Origin of the sequence: Aeromicrobium sp. (assembly GCF_036675695.1) — a bacterium.
In the GTDB taxonomy this organism is placed as follows: Bacteria; Actinomycetota; Actinomycetes; order Propionibacteriales; family Nocardioidaceae; genus Aeromicrobium.
Map to the genome: position 1 here is coordinate 44,533 of NZ_JAKFEL010000051.1, position 22,132 is coordinate 66,664.

19 protein-coding genes are annotated in these 22,132 nt (G+C 63.3%); 10 read left to right on the top strand and 9 right to left on the bottom strand.

Translation table 11 applies throughout. The features are described 5' to 3' along the window. Nucleotides 1–58 precede the first annotated feature (58 nt). Entirely contained in the window at nt 59–700 is a 642-nt protein-coding gene (locus tag V6M39_RS03225) for a response regulator transcription factor (RefSeq protein ID WP_332642230.1), read from the top strand. A gap of 10 nt (nt 701–710) precedes the next feature. On the opposite strand, the gene V6M39_RS03230 is transcribed toward V6M39_RS03225, so the two are convergent. Next, a complete protein-coding gene (locus V6M39_RS03230) occupies nt 711–2,396 on the bottom strand; it encodes a sensor histidine kinase (RefSeq protein ID WP_332642232.1) in 1,686 nt (561 codons plus the stop codon). 145 nt (nt 2,397–2,541) lie between these two features. Here V6M39_RS03230 and V6M39_RS03235 point away from each other — a divergent pair, with 145 nt between their 5' ends. From V6M39_RS03235 to arcC, 6 genes are read left to right on the top strand one after another with little or no spacing between them, the layout of a single operon-like run. Beyond that, entirely contained in the window at nt 2,542–3,387 is an 846-nt protein-coding gene (locus tag V6M39_RS03235; protein WP_332642233.1) for a universal stress protein, read from the top strand. A gap of 1 nt (nt 3,388) precedes the next feature. Continuing rightward, complete coding sequence (locus V6M39_RS03240; RefSeq protein WP_332642234.1) at nt 3,389–3,961, top strand: flavodoxin domain-containing protein; 573 nt, start codon at nt 3,389–3,391, stop codon at nt 3,959–3,961. Between the two features lie 56 nt (nt 3,962–4,017). Next, nucleotides 4,018–5,523, top strand: a complete 1,506-nt coding sequence (locus V6M39_RS03245) for a YfcC family protein (RefSeq protein ID WP_332642235.1) — start codon at nt 4,018–4,020, stop codon at nt 5,521–5,523. Then, complete coding sequence (locus V6M39_RS03250) at nt 5,520–6,800, top strand: arginine deiminase (RefSeq protein WP_332642236.1); 1,281 nt, start codon at nt 5,520–5,522, stop codon at nt 6,798–6,800. Before V6M39_RS03245 ends, V6M39_RS03250 begins: the two co-directional genes overlap by 4 nt. Beyond that, complete coding sequence (gene argF, locus V6M39_RS03255) at nt 6,797–7,840, top strand: ornithine carbamoyltransferase (RefSeq protein WP_332642237.1); 1,044 nt, start codon at nt 6,797–6,799, stop codon at nt 7,838–7,840. The genes V6M39_RS03250 and argF overlap by 4 nt, the downstream gene beginning before the upstream one ends. Continuing rightward, nucleotides 7,840–8,781, top strand: coding sequence for a carbamate kinase (gene arcC / locus V6M39_RS03260; protein ID WP_332642238.1), 942 nt, complete (start codon nt 7,840–7,842; stop codon nt 8,779–8,781). Before argF ends, arcC begins: the two co-directional genes overlap by 1 nt. 57 nt (nt 8,782–8,838) lie before the next feature. Here the strand turns inward: arcC and V6M39_RS03265 are convergent, their stop codons facing one another. Beyond that, entirely contained in the window at nt 8,839–9,267 is a 429-nt protein-coding gene (locus V6M39_RS03265; RefSeq protein WP_332642239.1) for a pyridoxamine 5'-phosphate oxidase family protein, read from the bottom strand. 217 nt (nt 9,268–9,484) lie between these two features. Here V6M39_RS03265 and V6M39_RS03270 point away from each other — a divergent pair, with 217 nt between their 5' ends. Both V6M39_RS03270 and V6M39_RS03275 read left to right on the top strand, forming a co-directional pair. Beyond that, nucleotides 9,485–10,030 (top strand): universal stress protein, encoded by a 546-nt coding sequence (locus V6M39_RS03270; protein ID WP_332642240.1) that lies wholly within the window; start codon nt 9,485–9,487, stop codon nt 10,028–10,030. A gap of 33 nt (nt 10,031–10,063) precedes the next feature. Next, the gene (locus V6M39_RS03275) at nt 10,064–10,186 is read left to right on the top strand and encodes a hypothetical protein (protein WP_332642241.1); all 123 of its coding nucleotides are present in this window, start codon (nt 10,064–10,066) and stop codon (nt 10,184–10,186) included. A 58-nt stretch (nt 10,187–10,244) separates the two neighbouring features. Here V6M39_RS03275 and clpB read toward each other — a convergent pair whose 3' ends face one another. The 5 genes from clpB to V6M39_RS03300 form a co-directional block, all read right to left on the bottom strand. After that, complete coding sequence (gene clpB, locus V6M39_RS03280; RefSeq protein WP_332642242.1) at nt 10,245–12,830, bottom strand: ATP-dependent chaperone ClpB; 2,586 nt, start codon at nt 12,828–12,830, stop codon at nt 10,245–10,247. Nucleotides 12,831–12,921: 91 nt separating this feature from the next. After that, complete coding sequence (gene cydC, locus V6M39_RS03285; protein WP_332642243.1) at nt 12,922–14,556, bottom strand: thiol reductant ABC exporter subunit CydC; 1,635 nt, start codon at nt 14,554–14,556, stop codon at nt 12,922–12,924. Beyond that, nucleotides 14,553–16,172 carry a thiol reductant ABC exporter subunit CydD gene (gene cydD / locus V6M39_RS03290; protein WP_332642244.1) on the bottom strand — a complete coding sequence of 540 codons (1,620 nt, stop codon included), beginning with the start codon at nt 16,170–16,172 and terminating at the stop codon, nt 14,553–14,555. Before cydD ends, cydC begins: the two co-directional genes overlap by 4 nt. After that, the gene (gene cydB / locus V6M39_RS03295; protein ID WP_332642245.1) at nt 16,169–17,179 is read right to left on the bottom strand and encodes a cytochrome d ubiquinol oxidase subunit II; all 1,011 of its coding nucleotides are present in this window, start codon (nt 17,177–17,179) and stop codon (nt 16,169–16,171) included. Before cydB ends, cydD begins: the two co-directional genes overlap by 4 nt. 13 nt (nt 17,180–17,192) lie before the next feature. Beyond that, on the bottom strand, nt 17,193–18,596 hold the full coding sequence (locus tag V6M39_RS03300) for a cytochrome ubiquinol oxidase subunit I (RefSeq protein WP_332642246.1): 1,404 nt from the start codon (nt 18,594–18,596) through the stop codon (nt 17,193–17,195). Nucleotides 18,597–18,890: 294 nt separating this feature from the next. Between V6M39_RS03300 and V6M39_RS03305 the strand changes: the two genes are divergently transcribed. Beyond that, nucleotides 18,891–19,433 carry a DoxX family membrane protein gene (locus tag V6M39_RS03305; RefSeq protein WP_332642247.1) on the top strand — a complete coding sequence of 181 codons (543 nt, stop codon included), beginning with the start codon at nt 18,891–18,893 and terminating at the stop codon, nt 19,431–19,433. 69 nt (nt 19,434–19,502) lie between these two features. Here the strand turns inward: V6M39_RS03305 and V6M39_RS03310 are convergent, their stop codons facing one another. Beyond that, nucleotides 19,503–20,459, bottom strand: coding sequence for a lysylphosphatidylglycerol synthase transmembrane domain-containing protein (locus V6M39_RS03310; protein ID WP_332642248.1), 957 nt, complete (start codon nt 20,457–20,459; stop codon nt 19,503–19,505). Nucleotides 20,460–20,503: 44 nt separating this feature from the next. Beyond that, entirely contained in the window at nt 20,504–22,114 is a 1,611-nt protein-coding gene (locus V6M39_RS03315; RefSeq protein WP_332642249.1) for a BTAD domain-containing putative transcriptional regulator, read from the bottom strand. Nucleotides 22,115–22,132 lie beyond the last annotated feature (18 nt).

Sequence of the window (22,132 nt, forward strand, 5' to 3'; positions counted from 1 at the left end):
CCTCGACGTTTCGAGACGTTGGCCGGGATACTGAACGCTCCCGTCCCAAGGAGAGTTCATGACGACGCGCGTCTTTTTGCTGGATGACCACGAAGTTGTCCGGACCGGTCTCAAGCAGTTGCTGGAGAGCAGCGGCGACATCGAGGTCGTGGGCGAGGCGGGAACAGCTGCAGGTGCGTTGGCGCGCATACCTGCGCTCAAACCGGATGTGGCTGTTCTCGATGCCCGGCTCCCCGATGGCAGCGGTATCGAGGTATGTCGGCAGATTCGCTCGAGCCACCCTGAGATCAAGGCGATCATCCTCACGTCGTTCGATGATGACGAGGCGTTGTTCGCCGCGATCATGGCCGGCGCTGCGGGATATGTGTTGAAGCAGGTGACGGGTCAGGACCTGATTGAGGCGGTTCACCACGTCGCATCGGGGGGCTCCTTGCTTGATCCAAGCGTGACCGCGAAGGTGATGGAACGTCTGCGCGAGGGCGCTCCCGGTGAGCCTGAGGAATTGAAGTCCCTGACCGCGCAAGAACGACGGATTCTAGAGCTCGTCGCCGAAGGCCTGACCAATCGTCAGATCGGTGAGCGGCTGTTCCTTGCCGAAAAGACGGTCAAGAACTACATGTCGAACGTCTTGTCCAAGCTTGGTCTTGAGCGTCGAACCCAGGCCGCAGTGTTCGCGAGCCGGCTGCTCGGCGAGAGCTGACGGCCGCCGTTCAACTCGGCACGGACCAGACGACCCGCGTACCGCCGCCGCCAGCAGCGCTGATCTCGAACGTGCCGCCTCGTGACTCGGCTCGCTCCCGGAGGTTCGACAGTCCGCTGAGCCGGGGCGATTCACCGGGTCCGACCCCGTCGTCGGCTACCTCGATACTGACCTGCCCTGACACAGCCGACACGGAGATGTCGACATGATTTGCATGGGCGTGGCGGACTACGTTGGTCAGGGCCTCCGTGACAACAGCAGCCATGTCGTCGGTGAGGCTCGCATCAGCCATCAGGTCGACAGGACCTTGGAACGTGACTCGCGGCTTGTTGGGTAGCTGATCGCCTGTCCGCTCGACGATCTCCAGGATGCGCGCCCGCAGGCTCACTCCGGTGCTTTCGGAGTCGCGACGAATCGCGAAGATGCTCTGCCGGATCTGCGCAATCGCCCCATCGATTTCCTGGATCTGGGAAGTGATCCTGTCGGCCAGATCCGCGTCTGCAGCTGATGCAGCAGCCTGAAGGTTGAGACCCGTCGCGAAAAGGCGCTGGATGACGTGATCATGAAGGTCCCGCGCGATGCGGCTTCGATCCTCAAGCAGTGCAACCCGACGGCGAGTGGATCTGGCATCGGCGCGATCGAGGGCCACGCTGATGTGTCCGGCGAACGACATACCCATGTCGAGATCGCGTGGCGCGAATGTCGATCGACCCACTGCCCGCGCGATCGTCAGTAACCCTGCGAACTTTTCGCCAGCACTGAACGGTATGAGCATGGCGTTGTCGAGCAAGGACTGCTGGTCGATGCCAAGGCTGCCGTGCTCGCTGAGGTAGCTGACAACCGTGGGTTCGCCGGTACGGAGGACTCGATCCGCGAGGGTTTCGGACACCGGGAATGACATGGACAGCAGCTGATCAGCGCCCACGCCGGTGGCGCGATCGACTGTGAGCTCATCGGTGTCGGCGTTGAGCATGGCGACGCTCACGAGGTCAGCATCGGCCAGTTCACGGACTCTGCTGATCAGTGCATCGACTTCGTCGCTCTCATCGGCCGTCATGAGTCGGCGTGACACGTCGACGAGGGCAGTTGACCAACGAGCTCGGTACTCGGAGTCCTCGAACAGGCGGGCATTCTCGATCGCAATGCCGGCCGTGGCGGCCAGGGCCTGGGCGAACTCCTCGTCGTCTGCGGAGAACTCACCGTTCTTGCTGTCGGTCAGATAGAGGTTCCCGAACACCACATCGCGAACCCGGATCGGCACCCCGATGAAGCTGTTCATGGGTGGATGATTCGCGGGGAAACCGCTTGACCGTGCGTCAGACGAGATGGTGCTGAGTCGCACCGGCCGCGGATCGTCGATCAGTGCACCGAGGAGACCTTTGCCTTCGGGTAGGTGGTCGATCTGGTCGGCGATCTCCTTGTCCATTCCGACGTGTATGAACTGCTCAAGTCGTCGCTCGTCACCGATCACTCCCATCGCACCGTAGCGGGCCTGGATGAGTTCAACTCCGATCTCGACGATTCGGCGCAGAACGGTTGGCAGATCGAGATTGCTGGTCAGGTCGTTGTTCACCCGGATCAGATCTCGCATGCGGGACTGGGAGCCGATCATCTGTTCGGCCCGGTCAACGAACTGCGCGAGGAGTACTTCGAATTCCAGAGTCGGCCCCGGACTGCTCTGACGTTGGTCTGGCATAGACCCTCCCAGTCGTGATGCGGTCTGCGGCTCACCTTACGCCCGAGGAGGTGGACTTTGGTCCCGCCGATCGTGGTCAGGAGCCCGTACCCCGGAAAGCGAATGGAGCGCATCGTGGAAGCACCTAGCCCGCTTTGGAGGAGTCATGAAGTCCGTCAAGCCAGTCGTCGTCGTAGGCATCGTCGACAAGCAGCAGAGTGTGCTGCGATTCGCTGCACGACAGGCTCGGCTTGTCGGAGCACATCTACAGATCGTCAATGCCGCAGGACCCGCCGTAGAAACTGCTGCCGTCTACCCCGAGCTGGGCATCCTCAAGTCGTTGCGGGATGTCGGGCAACACGTCTTGGACGATGCGCGAAAGTTCCTGAATGACGAGCTGGACATATCAGACGCGGAGTTCACGCTGGCCGACGGAATCCCTACAGAAGTTCTCAAGAGGGTGGCCGATGGGGCGCGAATGCTGGTTCTTGGGGCTGATGACGTGCCTTGGTATGACCGGCTGATCCGTACGAAAGTCTCTGGTCACGTTGCGATGCATGCTCGATGCCCCGTGGTGATTGTTCCTGAAGTCGCTTATCCGAAATCCATGGAAGGCGACGTTGTCGTCACAATCGATGGCGACACCTCGGCCGACGGGCCACTTCGATTTGCCTTCGAGCAGGCGGACGCCCGCAACGGCGTGCTGCACGTTCTGCATGCCGTCCCGCCAGGGACTCTGCCATCGGATGTCGCCGACCTTCGCGCGAACATGTCTGAAGTGCTTGCTGGATGGCGCGACGCCTTCCCAGATGTTGCCGTGATGGACGTGTTCGCCGTCGGAGACCCGAAAGATGTCGTGGCCAGGGCGACGAGTGGTGCCGAGTTGGTTGTCGTTGGAAGGCCACACGGACGCACGATGCCGTTCGCGATTTCGAGGCCTCTTGCCTCGGACGTGCTGCGCAAAGCGAACTGCCCCGTTGCAGTTGTGCCGGCCGACTACCGGGGTGCTTGAGATGACTACGCCAGCAGCCGTCAAGACTCTGGTGGTATCTGCGGCCAGTCGTCACGGAGGAACATGCGAGATCGCCGATCGCATCGCCGAAACGTTGGGACGTGTACTCCCAGACGAATGGCATGTGGTCCGGGGCGATCTCCGTGATCTGAGGGTCTTTGACGGGGCCGATGCGGTCGTCCTTGGAAGCGCCATCTACTACGGACACTGGATGCACAGTGCGGCCCACGCACTCGAATACCTACGCGAAGACATGCCCCAGGACCTGTGGCTGTTCAGCACTGGGCCGATCTCCGAGATCGAATCAGAGAACGCGCAGGTGATCTCGGCCGATGCGATGGCTGATATCGGCGAGGCCGATGAGCACATGGTGTTCGGCGGCAAGCTCGACACCAGCCATCTCACCTTCCTTGAACGCCTCGTGGTCAAGGGTGTCCACGCTCTACCAGGCGACCACCGGGACTGGGCCGCTGTTGATGCGTGGGCCAACCACATCGCGGCCGAGCTTCGCACCGGAACAGTCCGTTCCCACGCTGGGACCAAGGACCCCTCCGATCAGGGCATCCGCCCCTGAATTCACCGTTCCTGCAGCGCGACTGTGGGAGTCATCACCTCACACCAGGAGAAGTCATGGCCACAAGTCCAGCGGCTACGAAGCCGAAGCGTACGTTTCATTTTCCGAGCGCGTTCACGGTGCTCTTCGGTGTCACCGTTTTGGTGTGGCTGCTCGCATTCATCGTCCCGACCGGTGCCTACAAGCTCGACGACTCGGGGGCGCCGATCCCAGGATCGTACGAGGGTGTTGACTCTGGCCTGAGCTTCGGTGATCGCCTGATGCAGCTCTTCATGGCGCCGGTCAACGGTCTCTACGGTGTCAAGGCGAGCGAGGGCGGGTTCATCGGTCCGTATGAGTCGGGTGAGCTCTTCGGCGCTGTCGGCGTGTTCATGTTTGTGCTCGCCATCGGCATCTTCATCACCATGTCGATGAAGACCGGAGCGATCGACGCGGGTGTTGCACGTGTCGCGCGCCGCTTTCAGTCCCACGGCGTTGTGGTGATCGCGATCCTCATGGTGCTGTTCTCGCTGGGCGGCACCACAGAGGGCATGGCCGAGGAGACGCTCGGGTTCTACGCTTTGGTCATCCCACTCGCACTCTCCTTGGGATACGACCGCATGGTCGCTGCGGCGACGATCCTCATCGGCGCAGGGATCGGTGTGCTCGCCTCCACGGTCAACCCGTTCGCCACGGGGGTTGCATCTGAAGCCTCAGGCATCTCAATTGGCGACGGCATCGGGTTCAGGCTTCTGATGTACGTGGTCCTCGTGCCCGTAGGCGTTCTGTTCGTCGTCCGCTACGCCGGCAAGGTCAAGGCTGACCCGACCAAGTCGTTGGTCGGTGCTCAGGAGGGTGACGCAGAGCTGATTGCTCTAGGTGTGGGTGAAGTGCCTGAGCTGACCGGTAGACAGAAGAGCGTCCTGGCGATCGTGGGCTTGACGTTCGCATTCATGATCTTCGCCATCGTCCCGTGGGCTCAGGTGATCGGAGGTCCCGACGCGGCCAGCTACGGATGGCAGCTCGACTGGTACTTCCCGGAGCTGGCAGCACTCTTCATCGTGATGTCGATCGTCGTCGGTCTCATTGGCGGACTCGGCGAACAGGGCCTGACCAGCACCCTCGTACGGGGCGCTGGCGACTTCATCGGTGTCGGCCTGATCATCGTGCTCGCCCGTGGCATCACCGTGATCATGAACAACTCTGAGATCACCGACACGGTCTTGCACTCGATGGAGGACGTCGTGAGCAACACCTCAGCGGGTGTGTTCGGCGGGCTGATGCTCTTGATCAACATCCCGTTGGCGTTCCTGGTTCCTTCGACGTCTGGGCACGCGGCCCTCGCCATGCCGATTCTCGCGCCGCTTGCCGACTTTGCGAATGTTCCGCGTGCCATGGTCGTAACGGCGTTCCAGTCGGCCTCGGGCATCGTCAATCTCATCACTCCGACCTCGGCAGTGGTCATGGGCGGCTTGGCGCTGGCGAAGGTCAGGTATGACCAGTACCTGCGGTTCATCGCACCTCTGTTGCTCGTCCTCGTGGTCCTGTGCACCGCCTTCATCGCGATCGGAGCGACCCTATGACGACCGACCTCTCGGCATCGGGCCAGCCAACAGCCGAAGACAAGCAGATGAAATTCCATGTGGATTCAGAGGTCGGGGTGTTGCGGGAAGTCATCGTTCACCGACCCGGGAGTGAGCTGTCGCGGCTCACTCCCGGCAACGTCGACGAGCTGCTCTTCGACGACGTCATGTGGGCCGAGCGGGCTCGAGAAGAGCATGATGGCTTCGTCGCCCAGCTCCGTGCTCGTGGCACGACAGTGCACCACTTCGAGGAGTTGCTGGCGACTGCGCTCGATCAGCCCGGTGCTCGCGAATTTCTCCAGGACCAGCTGACGACGGCCACCCAGTTCGGCCCTGCGCTTGACGCTCCGCTGGACACACTGGTCGGCGGCACCCCGGCGGTCGAGCTGGCAGACCTGTTGATCGGAGGTGTGCTCAAGCGTGAGATCGCACCACTGCTTCACGCGTCGAGCCTGCTGATGGAGTACCTCGACGACGAGGACTTCCTGCTCGCACCTCTGCCAAACCATCTGTTCCAACGTGACAACTCGGCGTGGATCTACGGCGGCGTATCGATCAATCCGATGTCCAAGCCAGCCCGCAAGCGAGAGACCATCAACTCTCAGGTGATGTACAACTTCCATCCGATGTTCAAGGGCAGCGACTTCACGTTCCTGTACGGCAACGACTCGCTGCAGCACGAGCCAGCAACGATCGAGGGTGGTGACATCACGGTCATCGGGAACGGTGCCGTCATGATCGGTATGGGGGAGCGCACCAGCCCGCAGGGTGTCGAAATACTGGCACAGCGCCTGTTCGAGACTCGTACGGCCGAGCGGATCATCGTGGTCGAGCTGCCCAAGACGCGTGCTTTCATGCACCTGGACACGGCCATGACGATGGTCGACCGTGACGCGTTCTGCGTCTATCCGTACCTGCCGGAGGAACTGCGGTCGTTCACGCTGGCGCCCGTCGGTCAGCGCGGCCACTACGAAGTGCGAGAGAACCGTGAACTGTTCGCGGCGATCGCCGAAGCGCTCGAGATCGACAAGCTCCGTGTCCTCAAAGTGCCGATGAACCGTATGACGGCAGCACGCGAGCAGTGGGACGACGGAACCAATTTCCTTGCCGTCTCACCGGGAGTCGTCATGGGCTACGAGCGCAACACGTTTACCAATCAGTACCTCACGGAGAACGGCATCGAGATCATTCCTGTCATCGGCTCAGAGCTGGGCCGAGGTCGCGGTGGACCCCGATGCATGACCTGTCCCATCGTCAGAGAGGCGGTGTCGTCATGACGCTGCTAGACCCTGAGCTCGGCTTCGAGCTCCCCCGTACACGCCTTGGACTCCGCGGAAAGAGCATCACCAAGGAGCTCGACCTGACCCTTGATCAGTGGGAGGGGCTCATCCTGCTCGCTCAGGATCTCAAGGCTGAGAAGAAGAACAGGCTTGAGGTGCAGCGACTCAAGGGTCGCAACATTGCGCTCGTATTCGCCAAGAACTCGACACGTACGCGATGTGCGTTCGAAGTCGCAGCGCATGACCAGGGCGCCCACGTGACCTACCTCGACCCGACTGGGTCTCAGTTAGGGCACAAGGAGTCCGTCAAGGACACCGGCCGGGTGCTTGGGCGCATGTTTGACGGCATCGAGTACCGAGGGTTCGCTCATGCGAGCGTCGAGGAGCTGGCGCACTCATCTGGCGTTCCAGTCTGGAACGGACTCAGCGACACGTGGCATCCGACGCAATCGCTGTGCGATGTCTTCACGATGCTGGAGCACTCAGGAAAGGCCGGAGACGAGATCTCGTTCGCGTACGTCGGAGACGCGCGGAACAACGTCGGCAACTCGCTCCTTGTCGCCGGAGCCATGTCTGGCATGGACGTGCGTATGGTCGGCCCGCAAGGTCTCTGGAACGCCGAATCGATCGTGAAGTCAGCGCAAGCAATCGCGGATGAGACCGGTGCGTCGATCCTGCAGACCAGCGATCCCAAGCGCGGCCTCGAAGGTGTCGACTTCGTCTACACCGATGTTTGGGTGTCGATGGGGGAGCCCGAAAAGGTATGGACCGAGCGCCTTGAGCTGCTGAACGACTACCAGGTCAATGGCGACCTCATGTCGCTGAGCGGGCGAGAGGACACGGCCTTCATGCACTGCCTTCCCGCTTTTCACGACCGTCGGACGGAGATCGGCGAGAAGATCTTCAGGCAGACCGGTCGAATCAGCCTCGAGGTCACCGATGAAGTCTTCGAATCGGACAACTCGATCGTGTTCGACCAGGCCGAGAACCGGATGCACACCATCAAGGCCATGCTCGTCGCGACTCTGGAAGCCTGATGCGGGTCGTCGTCGCGTTGGGTGGCAATGCGATCCTTCGGCGTGGCGAACCCATGTCAATCGCCAGTCAGCGGTCTTCGATCGCCCTCGCGTGCGGTCCACTGGCGCGAATTGCTCATAAGCACGAGCTCGTCGTCTCGCATGGCAACGGGCCGCAGGTGGGCCTGCTCGCGCTGCAGGCGGCGGCGTATGACCACGTCAGCGAGTACCCGTTCGACGTGTTGGGCGCGCAGACCGAAGGGATGATCGGCTATCTCATCGAGCAGGAGCTCGGCAATCGCATCGGCAACGATCGTGTGATCGTCACCTTGGTCACACGTACGGTCGTGGACTCAGGTGATCCGGCGTTCAGTGACCCCTCGAAATTCGTTGGACCGGTCTACGACGAGGTCGAGGCAACCGCCATAGCTGATGCTCGAGGATGGGTGATGAAGCCCGATGGTGCGTTCTTTCGCCGAGTTGTGCCGTCACCCACTCCGCTCCGCATTCTCGAGACCAAGCCGATCGAGTGGGTGCTTCGCGAGGGTGGTGTTGTCATCTGCGCGGGCGGTGGGGGCGTGCCGACGACGTTTGACAGCATCGACGATGTGATGTCAGGTGTGGAAGCGGTTATCGACAAGGATCTCGCCAGTGCGGTCCTCGCCCGCGATCTTCACGCTGACCTGCTGGTGATCGCCACAGATGTCGACGGTGTGTTCCTAGACTGGCGCGGCAAGAATCAGCGCATGATTACGCGGGCGCATCCCGATGCGATCGACCCGGACCTGTTCGCAGCCGGCTCTATGGGACCCAAGGTGCGCGCTGCCGCTCAGTTTGCTCGCGAGACTGGGGGTACGGCCGTCATCGGTTCGCTCCAGCACATCGATGAGCTGCTTGTGGGTCACGCAGGCACCAGGATCACGGCCAAGGCGGACGGAATCGCACTTGCGCCGGACTGGTGAGTGATCGTCTGCTGAGTCCGACGACACGACGAGGCTCGTGCGCTGCGAACGGCAAGTTCAGTGATCAGAGACGCGACGACCGTCGATGGAGTCGATGTTCACTCGAATGACCATTGGACGTACTCCGCCGGCCCATGGGCGAAGGCGGGCGTGGGACAGCACGAGGTTGATCGTGGCTCGGTCCTCCACCTCCGAGGCGGAGCCCTTCACCGTGACGTTCCAGCCGTGTCGATACGTGTCGGCGTGGTGGTCGACGCCGAATGCAACGTCATCGTGGTTTCGCGCCAGCTGAGCGAGGAATCCGTCCGGAAGGGTTCGGAAGTAGATGGCCCCGTCGATCACGGCGAAGTTGACGGGGACGAGCTGCTGACCTTCGTCATTGACGAACGCAATCCGTCCGACCGTTGTCGTTGTTAGCAGGTCCCGGCACTCATCTTCAGTGAGCACGGTGATCCGGCCTTTGCGGCCATCGTGATCGATTGTCATGTCGAGCCTTTCTCGAATGCCTGCCCGGGCGGCTTGCGGCGGACCCACCGCTCCCAGTTCCGGCTAGGTGGTCCTGCCACTCTCTCGACCGGTCCCCCGGTGAGTCCGCCTATTTCAGTGTGTCGCCGCATGTTCTGCGAACCCACGGTCGTTGAGCATCCCTCAGAGGGACCTTGGTCCCTCTTGCAGGATCCGCATTCTGCGTACCTTCTCAACTATGGACATCATTGAGACGATCGATGTGCGGGGTGGCATCCTCGTCGGACACGACGGCTCCGCCGCTGCCACTTCAGCGCTCCGCACGGCGCTGCGGTGTGCGGAAGTGTTCGGCCCGCACGTGCAAGTGGTCCGGGCGTGGACGTTGGCGACAGCCGAGACGCCATCGAGCTATTCGCCCGGATACATGCCCTCGTACGAAGACTTCGAAGCGGCCACGTTGGAGGCTCTGGAGCGTGATGTCGCAGCGGTCGTCGCCGAACATCCGGATGCTGAGGTCTCCTGCTCAGTCGTCCATGGAAACGCATCTCACCGGCTGATTGATGCATCGAGCCGGGTCGAGCTGATCGTCGTCGGCGGGCGCGGGCATGGCGGGTTTGCCGGCTTGCTGCTCGGCTCAGTCAGTGACCAGGTCGTTCGGCATGCTCGGTGTCGAGTGCTGGTCGACAGGGTTGCCGCCAACGCCGAGCCGAAGACCGAAGAACGAAGTGAAGAGGCGCTGCAGCGTGCACTGGTCAGCGAGCTGAAGCTCGATGACTCGGATTGAGAGCGTTCGGCCGTACGCGTTCATGGAGGGATCATGAGCAAAGCTTCGAAGCCAGTCGTCGTCGCGATCGCTGACAGTCAGCCGAGGGCTCTGCGCTTTGCCATGGACGAGGCGTCGTTGTTCGGCTCTCGCGACGCGTTGCCGTCAAGGTGCTGACCAAAGCGCACTGTCCCGTGGCAATCGTGCCTGGTGACTACTCCGGAATTGCTGGCAGTTAGGCGCTGATCGTCAGCTCATCGGCGCCACTGCGGTGATCGACCGTCACGGTGCTGCCGTCGTGCACGTCGCCTGACAGCAGCATCCGGGCGAGCTGGTCGCCGATCGACTGCTGCACGAGCCGGCGAAGCGGGCGCGCACCGTATGCCGGGTCCCAGCCGGTACGGGCGAGCCACTCACGCGCTGCTGGAGTGACGTCGAGCGTGATGCGGCGAGCATCCAGCCGCTTGGCCAGCGATGCGACCTGCAGATCAACGATGTGCGTCAGCTCATCGGTACCCAGTGCATCGAACATCACGATCTCGTCAAGTCGATTGAGGAACTCGGGCTTGAACGACGCCTTGACGACATTCATCACAGCCTCATGCTTGGCATCGTTGTCCAAGGCCGAGTCGGCCAGGAACGTCGATCCGAGATTGGACGTCAGGATCAGGATGACGTTTCGGAAGTCGACCGTACGTCCCTGTCCATCGGTCAGACGTCCGTCGTCCAGGACTTGGAGCAGGATGTCGAAGACCTCGGGGTGGGCCTTCTCGACCTCGTCGAGTAGCACGACGGCGTACGGGCGGCGGCGCACGGCCTCGGTCAGCTGGCCGCCTTCGTCGTACCCGACGTAGCCGGGAGGTGCGCCGACGAGTCGGCTCACCGTGTGCTTCTCGGAGTACTCGCTCATGTCGACGCGTACGATCGCCCGCTCGTCATCGAACAGGAATTCCGCCAGGGTCTTGGCCAGTTCGGTCTTGCCGACACCGGTCGGACCCAGGAACAGGAACGAGCCCATGGGTCGGTCGGGGTCGGAGATACCGGCGCGGGAGCGGCGTACGGCGTCGGACACAGCGACAACGGCGGCCTTCTGTCCGATCAGTCGCTTGCCGAGCTCCTCTTCCATGCGCAGCAGCTTGCCCGTCTCCCCCTCAAGCAGGCGACCCGTGGGGATACCCGTCCATGAGGCGACGACTTCCGCGATGTCATCGGCGCCGACTTCTTCATGCACCATCGATTCACCCTCTTGCGCCGCCTCTGCGGCCTGGGCGTCTTCGAGCTGCTTTTCCATCCCGGGGATCTCGCTGTAGAACAGCCGGCTGGACGTCTCCAGGTCACCTTCGCGTTGGGCGCGTTCGGCTGCAATGCGCACCTCATCGATACGTTCCTTGATCTCGCCGACGGCGTTGAGGGCTTGCTTCTCGCGCTCCCACCGGGTCTCGAGCGCGCGCAGTGCCTCCTGCTTGTCGGCAAGCTCGACGCGTAGCTTCTGGAGTCGATCCTTGCTGGCGGCGTCGGACTCCTTGTCGAGATGCAGCTCCTCCATCAGCAGCCGGTCAACGGCGCGGCGCAGCTCGTCGATCTCGACGGGGCTGGAGTCGATTTCCATACGCAAGCGGCTGCTGGCCTCGTCGATCAGGTCGATCGCCTTGTCGGGCAGCTGGCGTCCGGGGATGTAGCGATCCGAGAGCGTCGCCGCTGCGACGAGCGCAGCGTCCGAGATCGACACCTTGTGGTGTGCCTCGTAGCGCTCCTTGAGCCCTCGCAGAATTGCGATCGTGTCCTCGGGACTGGGCTCGCCGACGAACACTTGCTGGAACCGACGCTCAAGAGCGGGGTCCTTCTCGATGCGCTGGCGGTATTCATCGAGGGTCGTCGCGCCGATCATTCGCAGCTCTCCGCGAGCGAGCATCGGCTTGAGCATGTTGCCGGCATCCATCGCGCCATCGCCTCCGGCGCCGGCCCCGACGACGGTGTGAAGCTCGTCGATGAACGTGATGACCTGGCCCTCGGACTCCTTGATCTCGGTGAGGACCGCCTTGAGGCGCTCCTCGAACTCACCGCGGTACTTCGCGCCCGCGACCATCGCGGCAAGGTCGAGCGAGATGAGTCGGCGACCGCGTAGCGATTCGGGTACGTCTCCCGCAACGATGCGCTGGGCGAGCCCTTCGACGACGGCCGTCTTGCCGACGCCGGGCTCACCGATGAGGACCGGGTTGTTCTTGGTGCGCCGAGACAGCACCTGCACGACGCGGCGAATCTCGCTGTCGCGACCGATGACTGGGTCGAGCTTGCCTTCACGTGCGACAGCGGTCAGATCGACGCCGTACTTCTCCAGCGACTGGTATGAGTCCTCCGCGTCGGGATTCGTGACGCGAGCGTTGCCGCGTACGGCTGTGAACGCCGACTGAAGCGCGTCCGCAGTCGTTCCGGCGTCGGCCAGCGCCGTCTTCGCCGGCGAGTCGACGGTCGCGATGCCCACCACGAGGTGTTCGGTCGAGACGAAGTCGTCTCCGAGCTGGTCGGCGAGGTCCTGCGCGCGCTGCAGTACTTCGTGCGAGGCGCGACTGAGCGATGGGTTCTGGACGTTGGCACCACGTGCCGATGGCAGCGCTTCAAGCGCGCCCTTGAGTCCGGAAAGAACAGCGTGCGGGTCGACGCCAGATGCCTGTACGAGCGGCGCGGCCGTGCCGCCGTCCTGCGTCAGAAGGGCGGTCAGGATGTGAGCAGGTTCCACCGAGGGATGGCCTGCTGCGGCTGCGGCGGAGATGGCGCTGCCGAGTGCCTGCTGGCTGCGCGTGGTGAACTTGGCGAGATCCATGTGTGGTCCTCCTCAGTGAGTGGGCGTCACCTTGATCAACATCCGCAAAGTTGAGTCCATTCCACTCAACTTTGAAATCTTTGGGCTGCCGCTACGCGAGGCTCAACGCTTGCGCCGGCGCCGGCGCCGGTCTCGGTGCCGCATCCGAGTCCAGGGCAGGGTCGATGTGGACGATCTGGTCGCACACGGCCAGGACTGAGGCCGAGTGGGTGATCAAGACGATCGCGTGTTCGTCTCGCAGGGACAGAATGTCGGCGATCATCTGCCGGGCCGCGTCGCGGTCCAGGTGCTCGGTGGGCTCGTCGAAGATGAGGATCTGATGCTCTCCGAGCAAGAGGCGAGCCATCGCGAGACGCTGACGCTCGCCGCCGCTGAGCGAGCTGCCGTGGTTGCCGATCGGGGTCTCGAGTCCTGCGGGCATCCGCTCCAGGAGAGGCCCGAGGCCCACTCGCGTCAAGATCGATCGCAGGCGATCGTCGTCTACGTCCGGCGCCGCCACTCTCAGATTCTCACGAAGTGTCGTGTCGAACAGGACGTCGTCCTGACCGCACAGCCCGACCCTGGCGCGTACGTCCTGACCGTCGAGGTCGCGGTAGTCCACACCGCCCAGGGTGAGCTTGCCTGAGCGCGGCGGGATCAGCTTGGCCAGAGTCAGCGCCAACGTGGACTTGCCAACACCGCTCTCGCCGCTCAATCCGACAATGCTTCCCCGCTCCAGGGTCACCGAAGTTGGAGTGGTCAACGAGCTGTCCCAACCGGCGACAACACCATGGAGGGCCAGGCCGCCTGCGACGGCCGCATGAGTCGCCACGAGCGGCTCGACCACGGGTCGACGCAGGTCGTCGAGCTGGTCCAGTCGGCTGCGGGCGGCCAGGACCGCAGGACGCAGACGCTCGGCTTCGAAGACACTGAGGAGAGGTTCCAACAGCGCCACCGGCGCAAGAAGGACGACTCCGGCCATGACAGGGCGGACCCCGTTCGCACTAACTGCGATGAGGGCGGTGGCTACGCCGGTGGAGAGCAGGACGAGAGCAGCGCCGAGCCCGGCGAACCAGCCGGTCCGGAGCTGAGTTCGAGCTTGCGCGTCAATCGCCTCATGCAGGTCATGCGTGAAGGGTGCGGCCGCGCCGTAGGCGACGAGGTCTCGGGACGTCGAAGCGAGGACAGCGCTCTGGGCAGACATGGTGCTCCGCGCCTCAGCTGCGGCGATGGAGTCTACGCGGACGGCGTTGGCGAGACCCAGGCGTGCAACGGTCAGACACGCGAGCGAGTACGCGCCAACGACGAGCGCGGCAACGGGTGAAACTGCTGCAAGGACTGCGACGACGACGGCGCAACTAGTCAGTGTGTAGATCCAAGGCAGCTGTATGCGGAGCAGCCCGTCCTGGGATGTGGTCACGTCGGACACGACGCGGCTGATGATGTCACCGCGGCGCTGCCGGGGCAGCCCAGCCGGGGCAGCTCGCTCGAGGTTGCGGTAGACGCGAACCCGGTCGTCGATCATGCGGCTCAGGGCGACGTGGTGGGTCAGGAGTCGCTCTCCATAGCGGAACACAGCGCGCCCGATGCCGAAGAACCGCACGGAGACGATCGCCACCATGAGGTAGAGGACGGGCGGATGCTCTGCGGCGCGAACGATCAGCCACGCGGATGTCAGCAGCAAACCAACTCCGCTCAACTGCGCCGCGCAGCCGAGGATCGCTCCTGCAATGAGACGCCGGTTCATACCGTCGCCTCCACGGGCGTTGACAGCGCGATGACCCGAGATGCTGCGCTGATCGTTTCGGGTCGGTGGGCGACGACAACGACGGTCGCATCGAGCATCGCGAGCGATGCGAGCACGGACGCCTCTCGCTCGCTGTCGAGGCCGGCGGTCGGCTCGTCCAGGAGCACGAGGCTGGCGCCACCTGTCCGCACCCGCAGGAGTGCTCTGGCGATGGCGATACGTCGGCGCTCCCCGGCCGACACGTCCAGGCCGTCTTCGGCGACCGTCCGCGACAGGGGGAGGTCAGCTGCACCGGCATCGTCGAGAGCCTGGCGAATGTGCGTGTCACTGGCGACGGTGCACGCGAGCCTGACGTTGTCTGCGACGGTTCCCGCGACGAGGCCGGGCATCTGGGGAACCCAGGCGATCTGGTGCCGCCATTGATCAGGGTCGATGTCACGCAGATCTGTGCTCGCCACCGTGATCTGCCCCGTGGTGGGTCGGACGAAGGACAGCATCACGTCGAGCAGGGTCGACTTCCCGCAACCGGTCGGCCCGACAATTGCGATGAACTCGCCCGGACGGATCCGCTCGTCTGACATGAGCAGGGATGGCATCGAACGGTCCGGATGCTGCACGGACACTCGATCGATTCGGATGTCCGATGTCCTGAGATTCGGCGCGCTCTGATGCCCTGTCTGTCGATCGTGATCGAGCAGGTCCAGCGCCACGTTGACCGCCGCGGCTCCCTCGGTGCTGTCGTGGAACATCATTCCGAGCTGGCGGACGGGAAGGTACGCCTCGGGAGCGAGCAGCAGGACGATCAGCGCCGGGAGAAGGTCCATGCCCCCATCGACTACGCGGAGGCCGACGCTGACCGCCACCAGTGCGACGGACAAGGTGGCTACGAGCTCGAGCACCAACGAGGAGAGGAACGCCAGTCGAAGTGATCGCATCGTCGCGTCGCGGTGACGTCGACCCACGTCAATCAGGCTTCGCTCCTGGCGTCGGCCGAACAGCTTGAGTACGACGAGGCCGTCGAGAACCTGTGCGAAATGCAGGCTGAGTCGCTCGAGCGACTCCCAGCGTTGGCTGAGCTTGTCGCGCGTCATCATGCCGATGAGCACCATGAATACGATGCTCAGCGGCAGGGTGATCGCGACGATGAGCGCGGCGACCGGATCGACGAGGAACATGGTCACGATGACCGCTGGCGGCACCAGACAGGTCAGCACCAGCTGGGGGAGGAAGCGTGAAACGTACCCGTCGAACGCGTCGAACCCGGGCCCCATGATCGTCGTCACGGCAGCAGGGTCTGGCGCAGCACCGATGCGCCGAGAGTCGAGCAGATCGTTCGCCAGCTCATGCCGCAGCTCGGCCTTGACCCTGACGGCCGCGCGCTCCGACACCGTTGAGTGCGCCCAATGGATGAGTGCGCGTACGGCGAAGATTCCCGCAATTGTCCAGGCCGTGCTTACCAGCGGTCGCGCCGAGAACATTCGGTCGACCAGAGTCGCGATGACGATGGCCTGCGCGATGACAGTGCCAGCAGAGAGAACCCCAAGACCCGCGATGGCGCCGAGCAGGGAACGTACCCCGTGCGAACGGCGGACGAGTCTGGGGTCCAGCGGCTTCATTTCGCCAGCACCTCTGTCGGGATGTGCTGGACGCCGATGCGCTTGCGGAACACCCAGTAGGACCAGCTCTGGTACATCAGGACGATGGGCGTGAAGACTACGGCGACCCACGACATGATCACCAGCGTGTAGTGCGTCGACGCCGCATTCGTTGTCGTGAGGTTCCACGCGCTGTCGAGCGAGGACGGCATCACGTCGGGGAAGAGCCCGACGAACAGCATGATCGCAACGAACGCGATCGCAACGCTCGTCGCGGTGAATGCCAGGAGCTCCCGACCCTTCAGGGCGAGGCCGAGTGCTGCGACGTACGCAATCACGGCCAGCAATCCGAACAGCCACACCGCGAACTTGTCCTGGTCGAGACCAGTCCATACGACGAACGCGACGGCCGGAACGGCGGCGGCGACGCCGACCTTGATCCCGAGCTTGGTGGCGCGTTGGCGAATGTCTCCGACGGTCTTGAGGGCTACGAAGAAGCATCCATGGATCAGGAACACGGTCAGCGTCACGACGCCACCCAACAGCGCGTACGGGTTGAGGAGGTCGAAGAACGAACCGACGTACTCCTTGTTCTCGGCGATTGGGACGCCACGAACGATGTTTGCGAGAGCAACTCCCCACAGCAGCGCAGGCAGGGCGGATCCGACGACAATGGCGATGTCCCAGTTGCGACGCCATGCCCTTTCGGGGCGCTTGCCGCGGAACTCGAATGCCACGCCGCGGACGATGAGAGCGACAAGGATGAGGAACAGCGGGAGGTAGAACCCGCTGAACAAGGTGGCGTACCACTCAGGGAAGGCTGCGAATGTAGCTCCACCGGCCACGAGGAGCCACACCTCGTTTCCGTCCCACAGCGGACCGATGGTGTTGATCAGCACCCTCCGCTCCTTGTCGTCCTGCGCGAGCACGCCGACGAGCATGCCGACGCCGAAGTCGAACCCTTCAAGCACGAGGTAGCCGATCCAGAGGACGGCGATGAGGATGAACCAAAATGTCGTGAGTTCCATGGGTCAGGTCCGATCAGTAGGCGAACGCGAGTGGCGCGTCGGTGTCGTCGTCATCAGGTACGTCGGTCGGAAGGTCGGGCAGGCCGCGCTGGATGTACATGAGAAGGAGCTTGACCTCGATGATCGCGAGCACTCCGTAGATGGCTGTGAATCCAATGAGAGACGTCAGCACCTCGGCGGTGGTCGTGCCCGGTGAGACCCCATCAGAAGTACGCATGAGGCCGAAGACAATCCAGGGCTGCCGACCCATCTCGGTGAAGATCCAGCCGAATGAGTTCGCAAACAAGGGGAGGAATGGCAGGGCGATTGCGGCGCGGAGCATCCACCGGCCGGTCGGCATTCGTCCACCCCTCACCGCCCACATCATCCACAGCCCTGCCGCCATGGCGACTGCACCGAGCGTGATCATGATCCGGAACGTCCAGTAGCTGATGGGGATGTTGGGCGCGTATTCGCCAGGCCCGTACAACTGCTCATACTGAGACTGGAGCGAGTTGATGCCCTCGACCTGCGCGTCGAAGTCTCCAGTGCCGAGATACGAGAGCAGTCGAGGTACTTCGAGTTTGTAGACCTCCTTGCTGCCGTCGAGCGTGCCGATGGTCAGGAGGGAGAACGGGGCTGGTGCGGAGGTTTCGTACAAGCCTTCGGCGGCGGCCATCTTCATGGGCTGGACCTCGGTCATGACCTTGCCCTGGAAGTCGCCGGAGACGATCGTCCCGAGCCCGGACACCAGCAGAGTGACGGCGCCGAGCTTGAATGCTGTGCGGAACGCCTCGGAGTCGCGGTCGGGGTGGCGGATCAAGTGCCATATCGCGATGCCCGCCATGAACGCGCCGGCGACCATGAAGCAGGCAACGATCTGGTGAGGGAACGTCACGAGCAGGACCTTGTTGGTCAGTACGGCCCAGAAGTCCGTCAGCTCCGCCCTGCCCTTGTCAGCGTTGAACTCGAATCCGACCGGGTTCTGCATGAAGGAGTTCGCGGCCAGGATGAAGTACGAGGAAAGTAGCGTGCCGATGGCTGCGATCCAGATCGTCATGAGGTGGAGCTTGGGTGACAGTCGGTCCCATCCGAAGATCCATAGCCCGAGGAAGGTTGACTCAAGGAAGAAGGCCAGCAGGCCCTCGATCGCGAGTGGTGCGCCGAAGATGTCGCCCACAAAGCGCGAGTAGTCGCTCCAGTTCATCCCGAACTGGAACTCCTGCACGATGCCCGTTGCGACGCCCAGGGCGAAGTTGATCAGGAAAAGCTTGCCGAAGAACTTCGTCAGTCTGAGGTACTTCTCCTTGTGCGTGCGAAACCAAGCGGTCTGCAGGCCGGCGACGAGGAACGACGTTCCGATCGTGATCGGAACGAAGAAGAAGTGGTAGACGGTGGTGATGCCGAACTGCCACCGCGCGATGTCAAGTGCTTCCATGTCAGGTTCACTCCGCTTTCGTGTTGTCGCCCAGAACGGTCCTGTGTGCCCGGCCGGGGCGGCGTAGACGTGCACCTGCGGCTCCCGACGGGCGCGCACGTCCATGCTGTCGAGTCGCTCGGTCCCGACGGCACCGCCGTTAAGCCCGAGTCGATGGGACTTTGGTCCTTCGACCGCCTTGGGGGTCGCGGATCATGGACCTTGGGCCCAAGAGGACGTGACTCCGTGCCCTGATCTGTGGCTCTCGACGGGCAGATGCTCGAACCAACGAACTATCTATCTAAGGAGTCGACCATGAGCGCCACAGTGACTGCTCGTACGACGAACCACGTAGCACCTTCAGACTCTCGCGCCCGGCCCCTCTCGGTCCTGCTCGGGATCACCCGCATCGCTTTGGGATGGACGTTCCTCTGGGCGTTCCTCGACAAGACCTTCGGCCTCGGCAGGTCCACCGAATCAGCCAATGCATGGATCGATGGTGGAAGCCCCACCGCTGGGTTCTTGGGCAATGCGCCGGTCGGCCCGTTTGCCGACTTCTACAACAGCATGGCGGGCCACGCTTGGGCAGACTGGCTGTTCATGCTCGGCCTCCTCGGCATCGGTACTGCTCTGATCCTCGGAGTGGCAATGCGTCTCGCCGCAGCCGCGGGCGCCCTGTTGCTGGTGATGATGTGGACCGCAGTGCTTCCGCCGGAAAACAACCCGTTCATGGATGATCACATCATCTACGCGCTGGTTCTGGGCGTACTCGCGCTGTCGTCAGCTGGCTCGGCGCTCGGCTTCGGCCAGGCGTGGGAGAAGCTGCCCATCGTGAAGAAGTACGCAGCGCTTCGCTGAACAAGTCCTACGGAACTGGTGCCCGGTCGCAACGCGGCCGGGCATCCGTACGCCTGATGGCCGCGTGAGTCAGAGGTAGGACTTGCGGCGCAACCAATGCAGGCAGATCAAGCCCCACAACGGCGGCAGGTACTGCGTTCCCAAGCGCTGAGTCAGCGCAATCGGGAACGCAGTTTCGGCTGGTACGCCGAGTGCCACCAGCGCACCCGTGAGCGCCGCCTCTGCGCTGCCGATGCCACCCGGCGACGGTACGACGCTGGCGAGCATCGATCCGGCCGTGTTGACCGCGATGAGCTCGATCGGTGAGAGGCCGATGTCGTACGCCTGGGCGAAGCAGCCGAGCGCCAACGCGTAGACAAGCTCGGTAGCGAGCGCCCCGCCGAAGATGCCGATCTGCCGCTTCTGCTGGCTGCCGAGGACGACCAGGTTCTTCCAGATCCGGGCGGCGAGCTCGATGACCTTCTTGCGGGCGCGGGGGACCAACCAGGCGACTCCAGCGGCACCCACCACGCCGCCGATGATGAACAAGACGGTTTGCATCGACGGTGCGCTCACTCCGTCGAGCTTGATGTCGACGAAGGGGAGCACCAGCAGGAGCAGGAGGATGCGCGAGAGACCACGGGCGGCTTCCTCGATCGATGCCGTCAGGATTGCCTCGGGCGGTTTGACGTCGAAGTTCTCCAGGAACTGCACGTCGGTTGCCACCCGGCTCGCTGACCCGGGGAGGGTGAGTCCGAAGACCTTGAGTGCGGCTTGAAGTGCGATCGCGGGCTTCCACGGGATGTGTACCGCCGAGGCGCCACGCAGCACGACGGCCTGCGTGAGGAACATCAGCTGAGCCGCAAGTAGACCCAGGATCAGCCACATTGGGTCAGCCGAGCGAAGCTGCTTCCAGATCGTCTCGAAGCCCACGTCCCCGAGCAGTCGCACGAGGATGAACAAGCCGACCACCACGAGGACGACCATGACGATGTCGGTCCACCGCCACCGTGACGTGGCGCGCGGCTTTACGATCTCGTCGCTCACCCCGTCACCCTAGTAAAAGGTGGCGGGATTCACGGCAGTTCGACCTACTGGGCCATGGCGCCCTGCTCCGCCTGCTCGTCGATGCGCTGAGTGATCTTCGCCTGCAGGGAGGGACGCAGCCAGAGCTCGAACAGGTCCTGAGTCGTCCGGTCCCTGAAGGTGAACGTGTCGCCGGTGGTCCTGAAGATGCCGCGCGCCGTCAGGTGGTCCAAGCGAGCCTCGATCTCAAGCCGACGAGCCTCTGTGCGTCGTTCGCTGCCAAGCGTCTCCATGACCTGTGCCGCAGTTGCCGGTCGATCGAGGACAGCCATGACCTGGCAGATCTCGATATCCATTGGCTCGAGATGCTCCGACAGCACGCGGAACGTGGCCGACGCTGCCGGAAGGGCGGTCGATGTCAGCGAGTCACTGACCAGCCCTAGCCCCCTGATGGTCGATATGACCTGGCCTGTGGAGACCCAGGCACGCAGGATCTCGACAGCTGCGCCGGCCAGACCTTCACTTCTGGACTCGAGTGTTTCAAGCAAGTCCGGCGCGGGCAGACCCGCCAGGATCGACTGGGCCAACTGAGCCAGGTCTCCGTTGCTCATCGGCGGGGACTCGATGATGACAGGCACGTAGGGCGACTCGGTCGACTCAGCCAGAAGAGCCGCGACATCCGGAGTGGTGATCACCACGAGCACGCGACGCGGTTGAGGGGGAATGGTCGCGAGGAGCTCAGCGATGGCAGCGCGGCCGCGTGTCGGGGGCAGGTCCACGGGCCCCTTGACCGCGACGTCGATGAGGCCGTTGTTGTGGGAAATTTCGGTGGCCGGTGCCTGACGCGCAATCTTTGGCGGTCGGACGGGCCGCAAATGTGAACCGGGAACGCGTTCGGTTGCGACCCGAAGCAGAGACTCGCGTCCCGAGCCAGGAGCGCCGACCACACACACAAGTGCGGTCCCGTCGCCACGGGCGCTGTCGCGTATGGCTTCACTGAGGGCCGTGATGCTTCGCTCCCGTCCCACGTAGGTCGAGAACGAGGTTTGCTCGGGTTGGAGCGTGGTGAGCTGTTTGCGGAGCGCCTCAGTCTGTGGCGACGGGGGTGCACCGAGATTGGACGCCAGGTTGCGCCGGCAACGCTCATACGAACGCAAAGCCGAGTCCGTCTCCCCGATTCCCGCATAGGCGCGCATCAGCGATCGGTGCGCTCGCTCGAAGCAGGCGTCAAGGCTGATCGCGAGGGTCGACATCTCGATCGCGTCACGCATCCAGCCAAGCTCGATCGCGCTGTCTGCTGCATCGACCAGCATCAGCTTCCGTCGGGTGCGGAGCTCGTCACGAATGTCGCTCGCCCATTCGCTCTCATCGTCGTGGGCGTGGAAGTCATCGACATACAACGCCTCGGCCTGCTTTGCCGAAGCCACGACAGTGGAGTAGTCGCGTGATCGCATCGCCTGGGCAACCTCGGTGGCGAGCTGTCGGTGGGCGACGACGTCGACCCAGCACCCTTGGAGCTGCACTCCGCTGAGGTGGCGCATGATGCTGTTCTTGCCCAGCACTTTGCGGATCTGGGCGGTCGCGGTGTGAAGGCTTGCGGCGCCCTTGGCGTCAGGGACGTCGGGCCACAGCTTCGCGATGATGCTCGCAGAGCTGACGATCTGATCGGACCTCATCGCGAGAAGTCTCAGCAG

Coding starts and splice junctions, on each gene's coding strand:
- V6M39_RS03225 (WP_332642230.1), top strand. CDS start 59: ATGACGACGCGCGTCTTTTTGCTGGATGACCACGAAGTTGTCCGGACC.
- V6M39_RS03230 (WP_332642232.1), bottom strand. CDS start 2,396: ATGCCAGACCAACGTCAGAGCAGTCCGGGGCCGACTCTGGAATTCGAA.
- V6M39_RS03235 (WP_332642233.1), top strand. CDS start 2,542: ATGAAGTCCGTCAAGCCAGTCGTCGTCGTAGGCATCGTCGACAAGCAG.
- V6M39_RS03240 (WP_332642234.1), top strand. CDS start 3,389: ATGACTACGCCAGCAGCCGTCAAGACTCTGGTGGTATCTGCGGCCAGT.
- V6M39_RS03245 (WP_332642235.1), top strand. CDS start 4,018: ATGGCCACAAGTCCAGCGGCTACGAAGCCGAAGCGTACGTTTCATTTT.
- V6M39_RS03250 (WP_332642236.1), top strand. CDS start 5,520: ATGACGACCGACCTCTCGGCATCGGGCCAGCCAACAGCCGAAGACAAG.
- argF (WP_332642237.1), top strand. CDS start 6,797: ATGACGCTGCTAGACCCTGAGCTCGGCTTCGAGCTCCCCCGTACACGC.
- arcC (WP_332642238.1), top strand. CDS start 7,840: ATGCGGGTCGTCGTCGCGTTGGGTGGCAATGCGATCCTTCGGCGTGGC.
- V6M39_RS03265 (WP_332642239.1), bottom strand. CDS start 9,267: ATGACAATCGATCACGATGGCCGCAAAGGCCGGATCACCGTGCTCACT.
- V6M39_RS03270 (WP_332642240.1), top strand. CDS start 9,485: ATGGACATCATTGAGACGATCGATGTGCGGGGTGGCATCCTCGTCGGA.
- V6M39_RS03275 (WP_332642241.1), top strand. CDS start 10,064: ATGAGCAAAGCTTCGAAGCCAGTCGTCGTCGCGATCGCTGACAGTCAG.
- clpB (WP_332642242.1), bottom strand. CDS start 12,830: ATGGATCTCGCCAAGTTCACCACGCGCAGCCAGCAGGCACTCGGCAGC.
- cydC (WP_332642243.1), bottom strand. CDS start 14,556: ATGAACCGGCGTCTCATTGCAGGAGCGATCCTCGGCTGCGCGGCGCAG.
- cydD (WP_332642244.1), bottom strand. CDS start 16,172: ATGAAGCCGCTGGACCCCAGACTCGTCCGCCGTTCGCACGGGGTACGT.
- cydB (WP_332642245.1), bottom strand. CDS start 17,179: ATGGAACTCACGACATTTTGGTTCATCCTCATCGCCGTCCTCTGGATC.
- V6M39_RS03300 (WP_332642246.1), bottom strand. CDS start 18,596: ATGGAAGCACTTGACATCGCGCGGTGGCAGTTCGGCATCACCACCGTC.
- V6M39_RS03305 (WP_332642247.1), top strand. CDS start 18,891: ATGAGCGCCACAGTGACTGCTCGTACGACGAACCACGTAGCACCTTCA.
- V6M39_RS03315 (WP_332642249.1), bottom strand. CDS start 22,114: ATGAGGTCCGATCAGATCGTCAGCTCTGCGAGCATCATCGCGAAGCTG.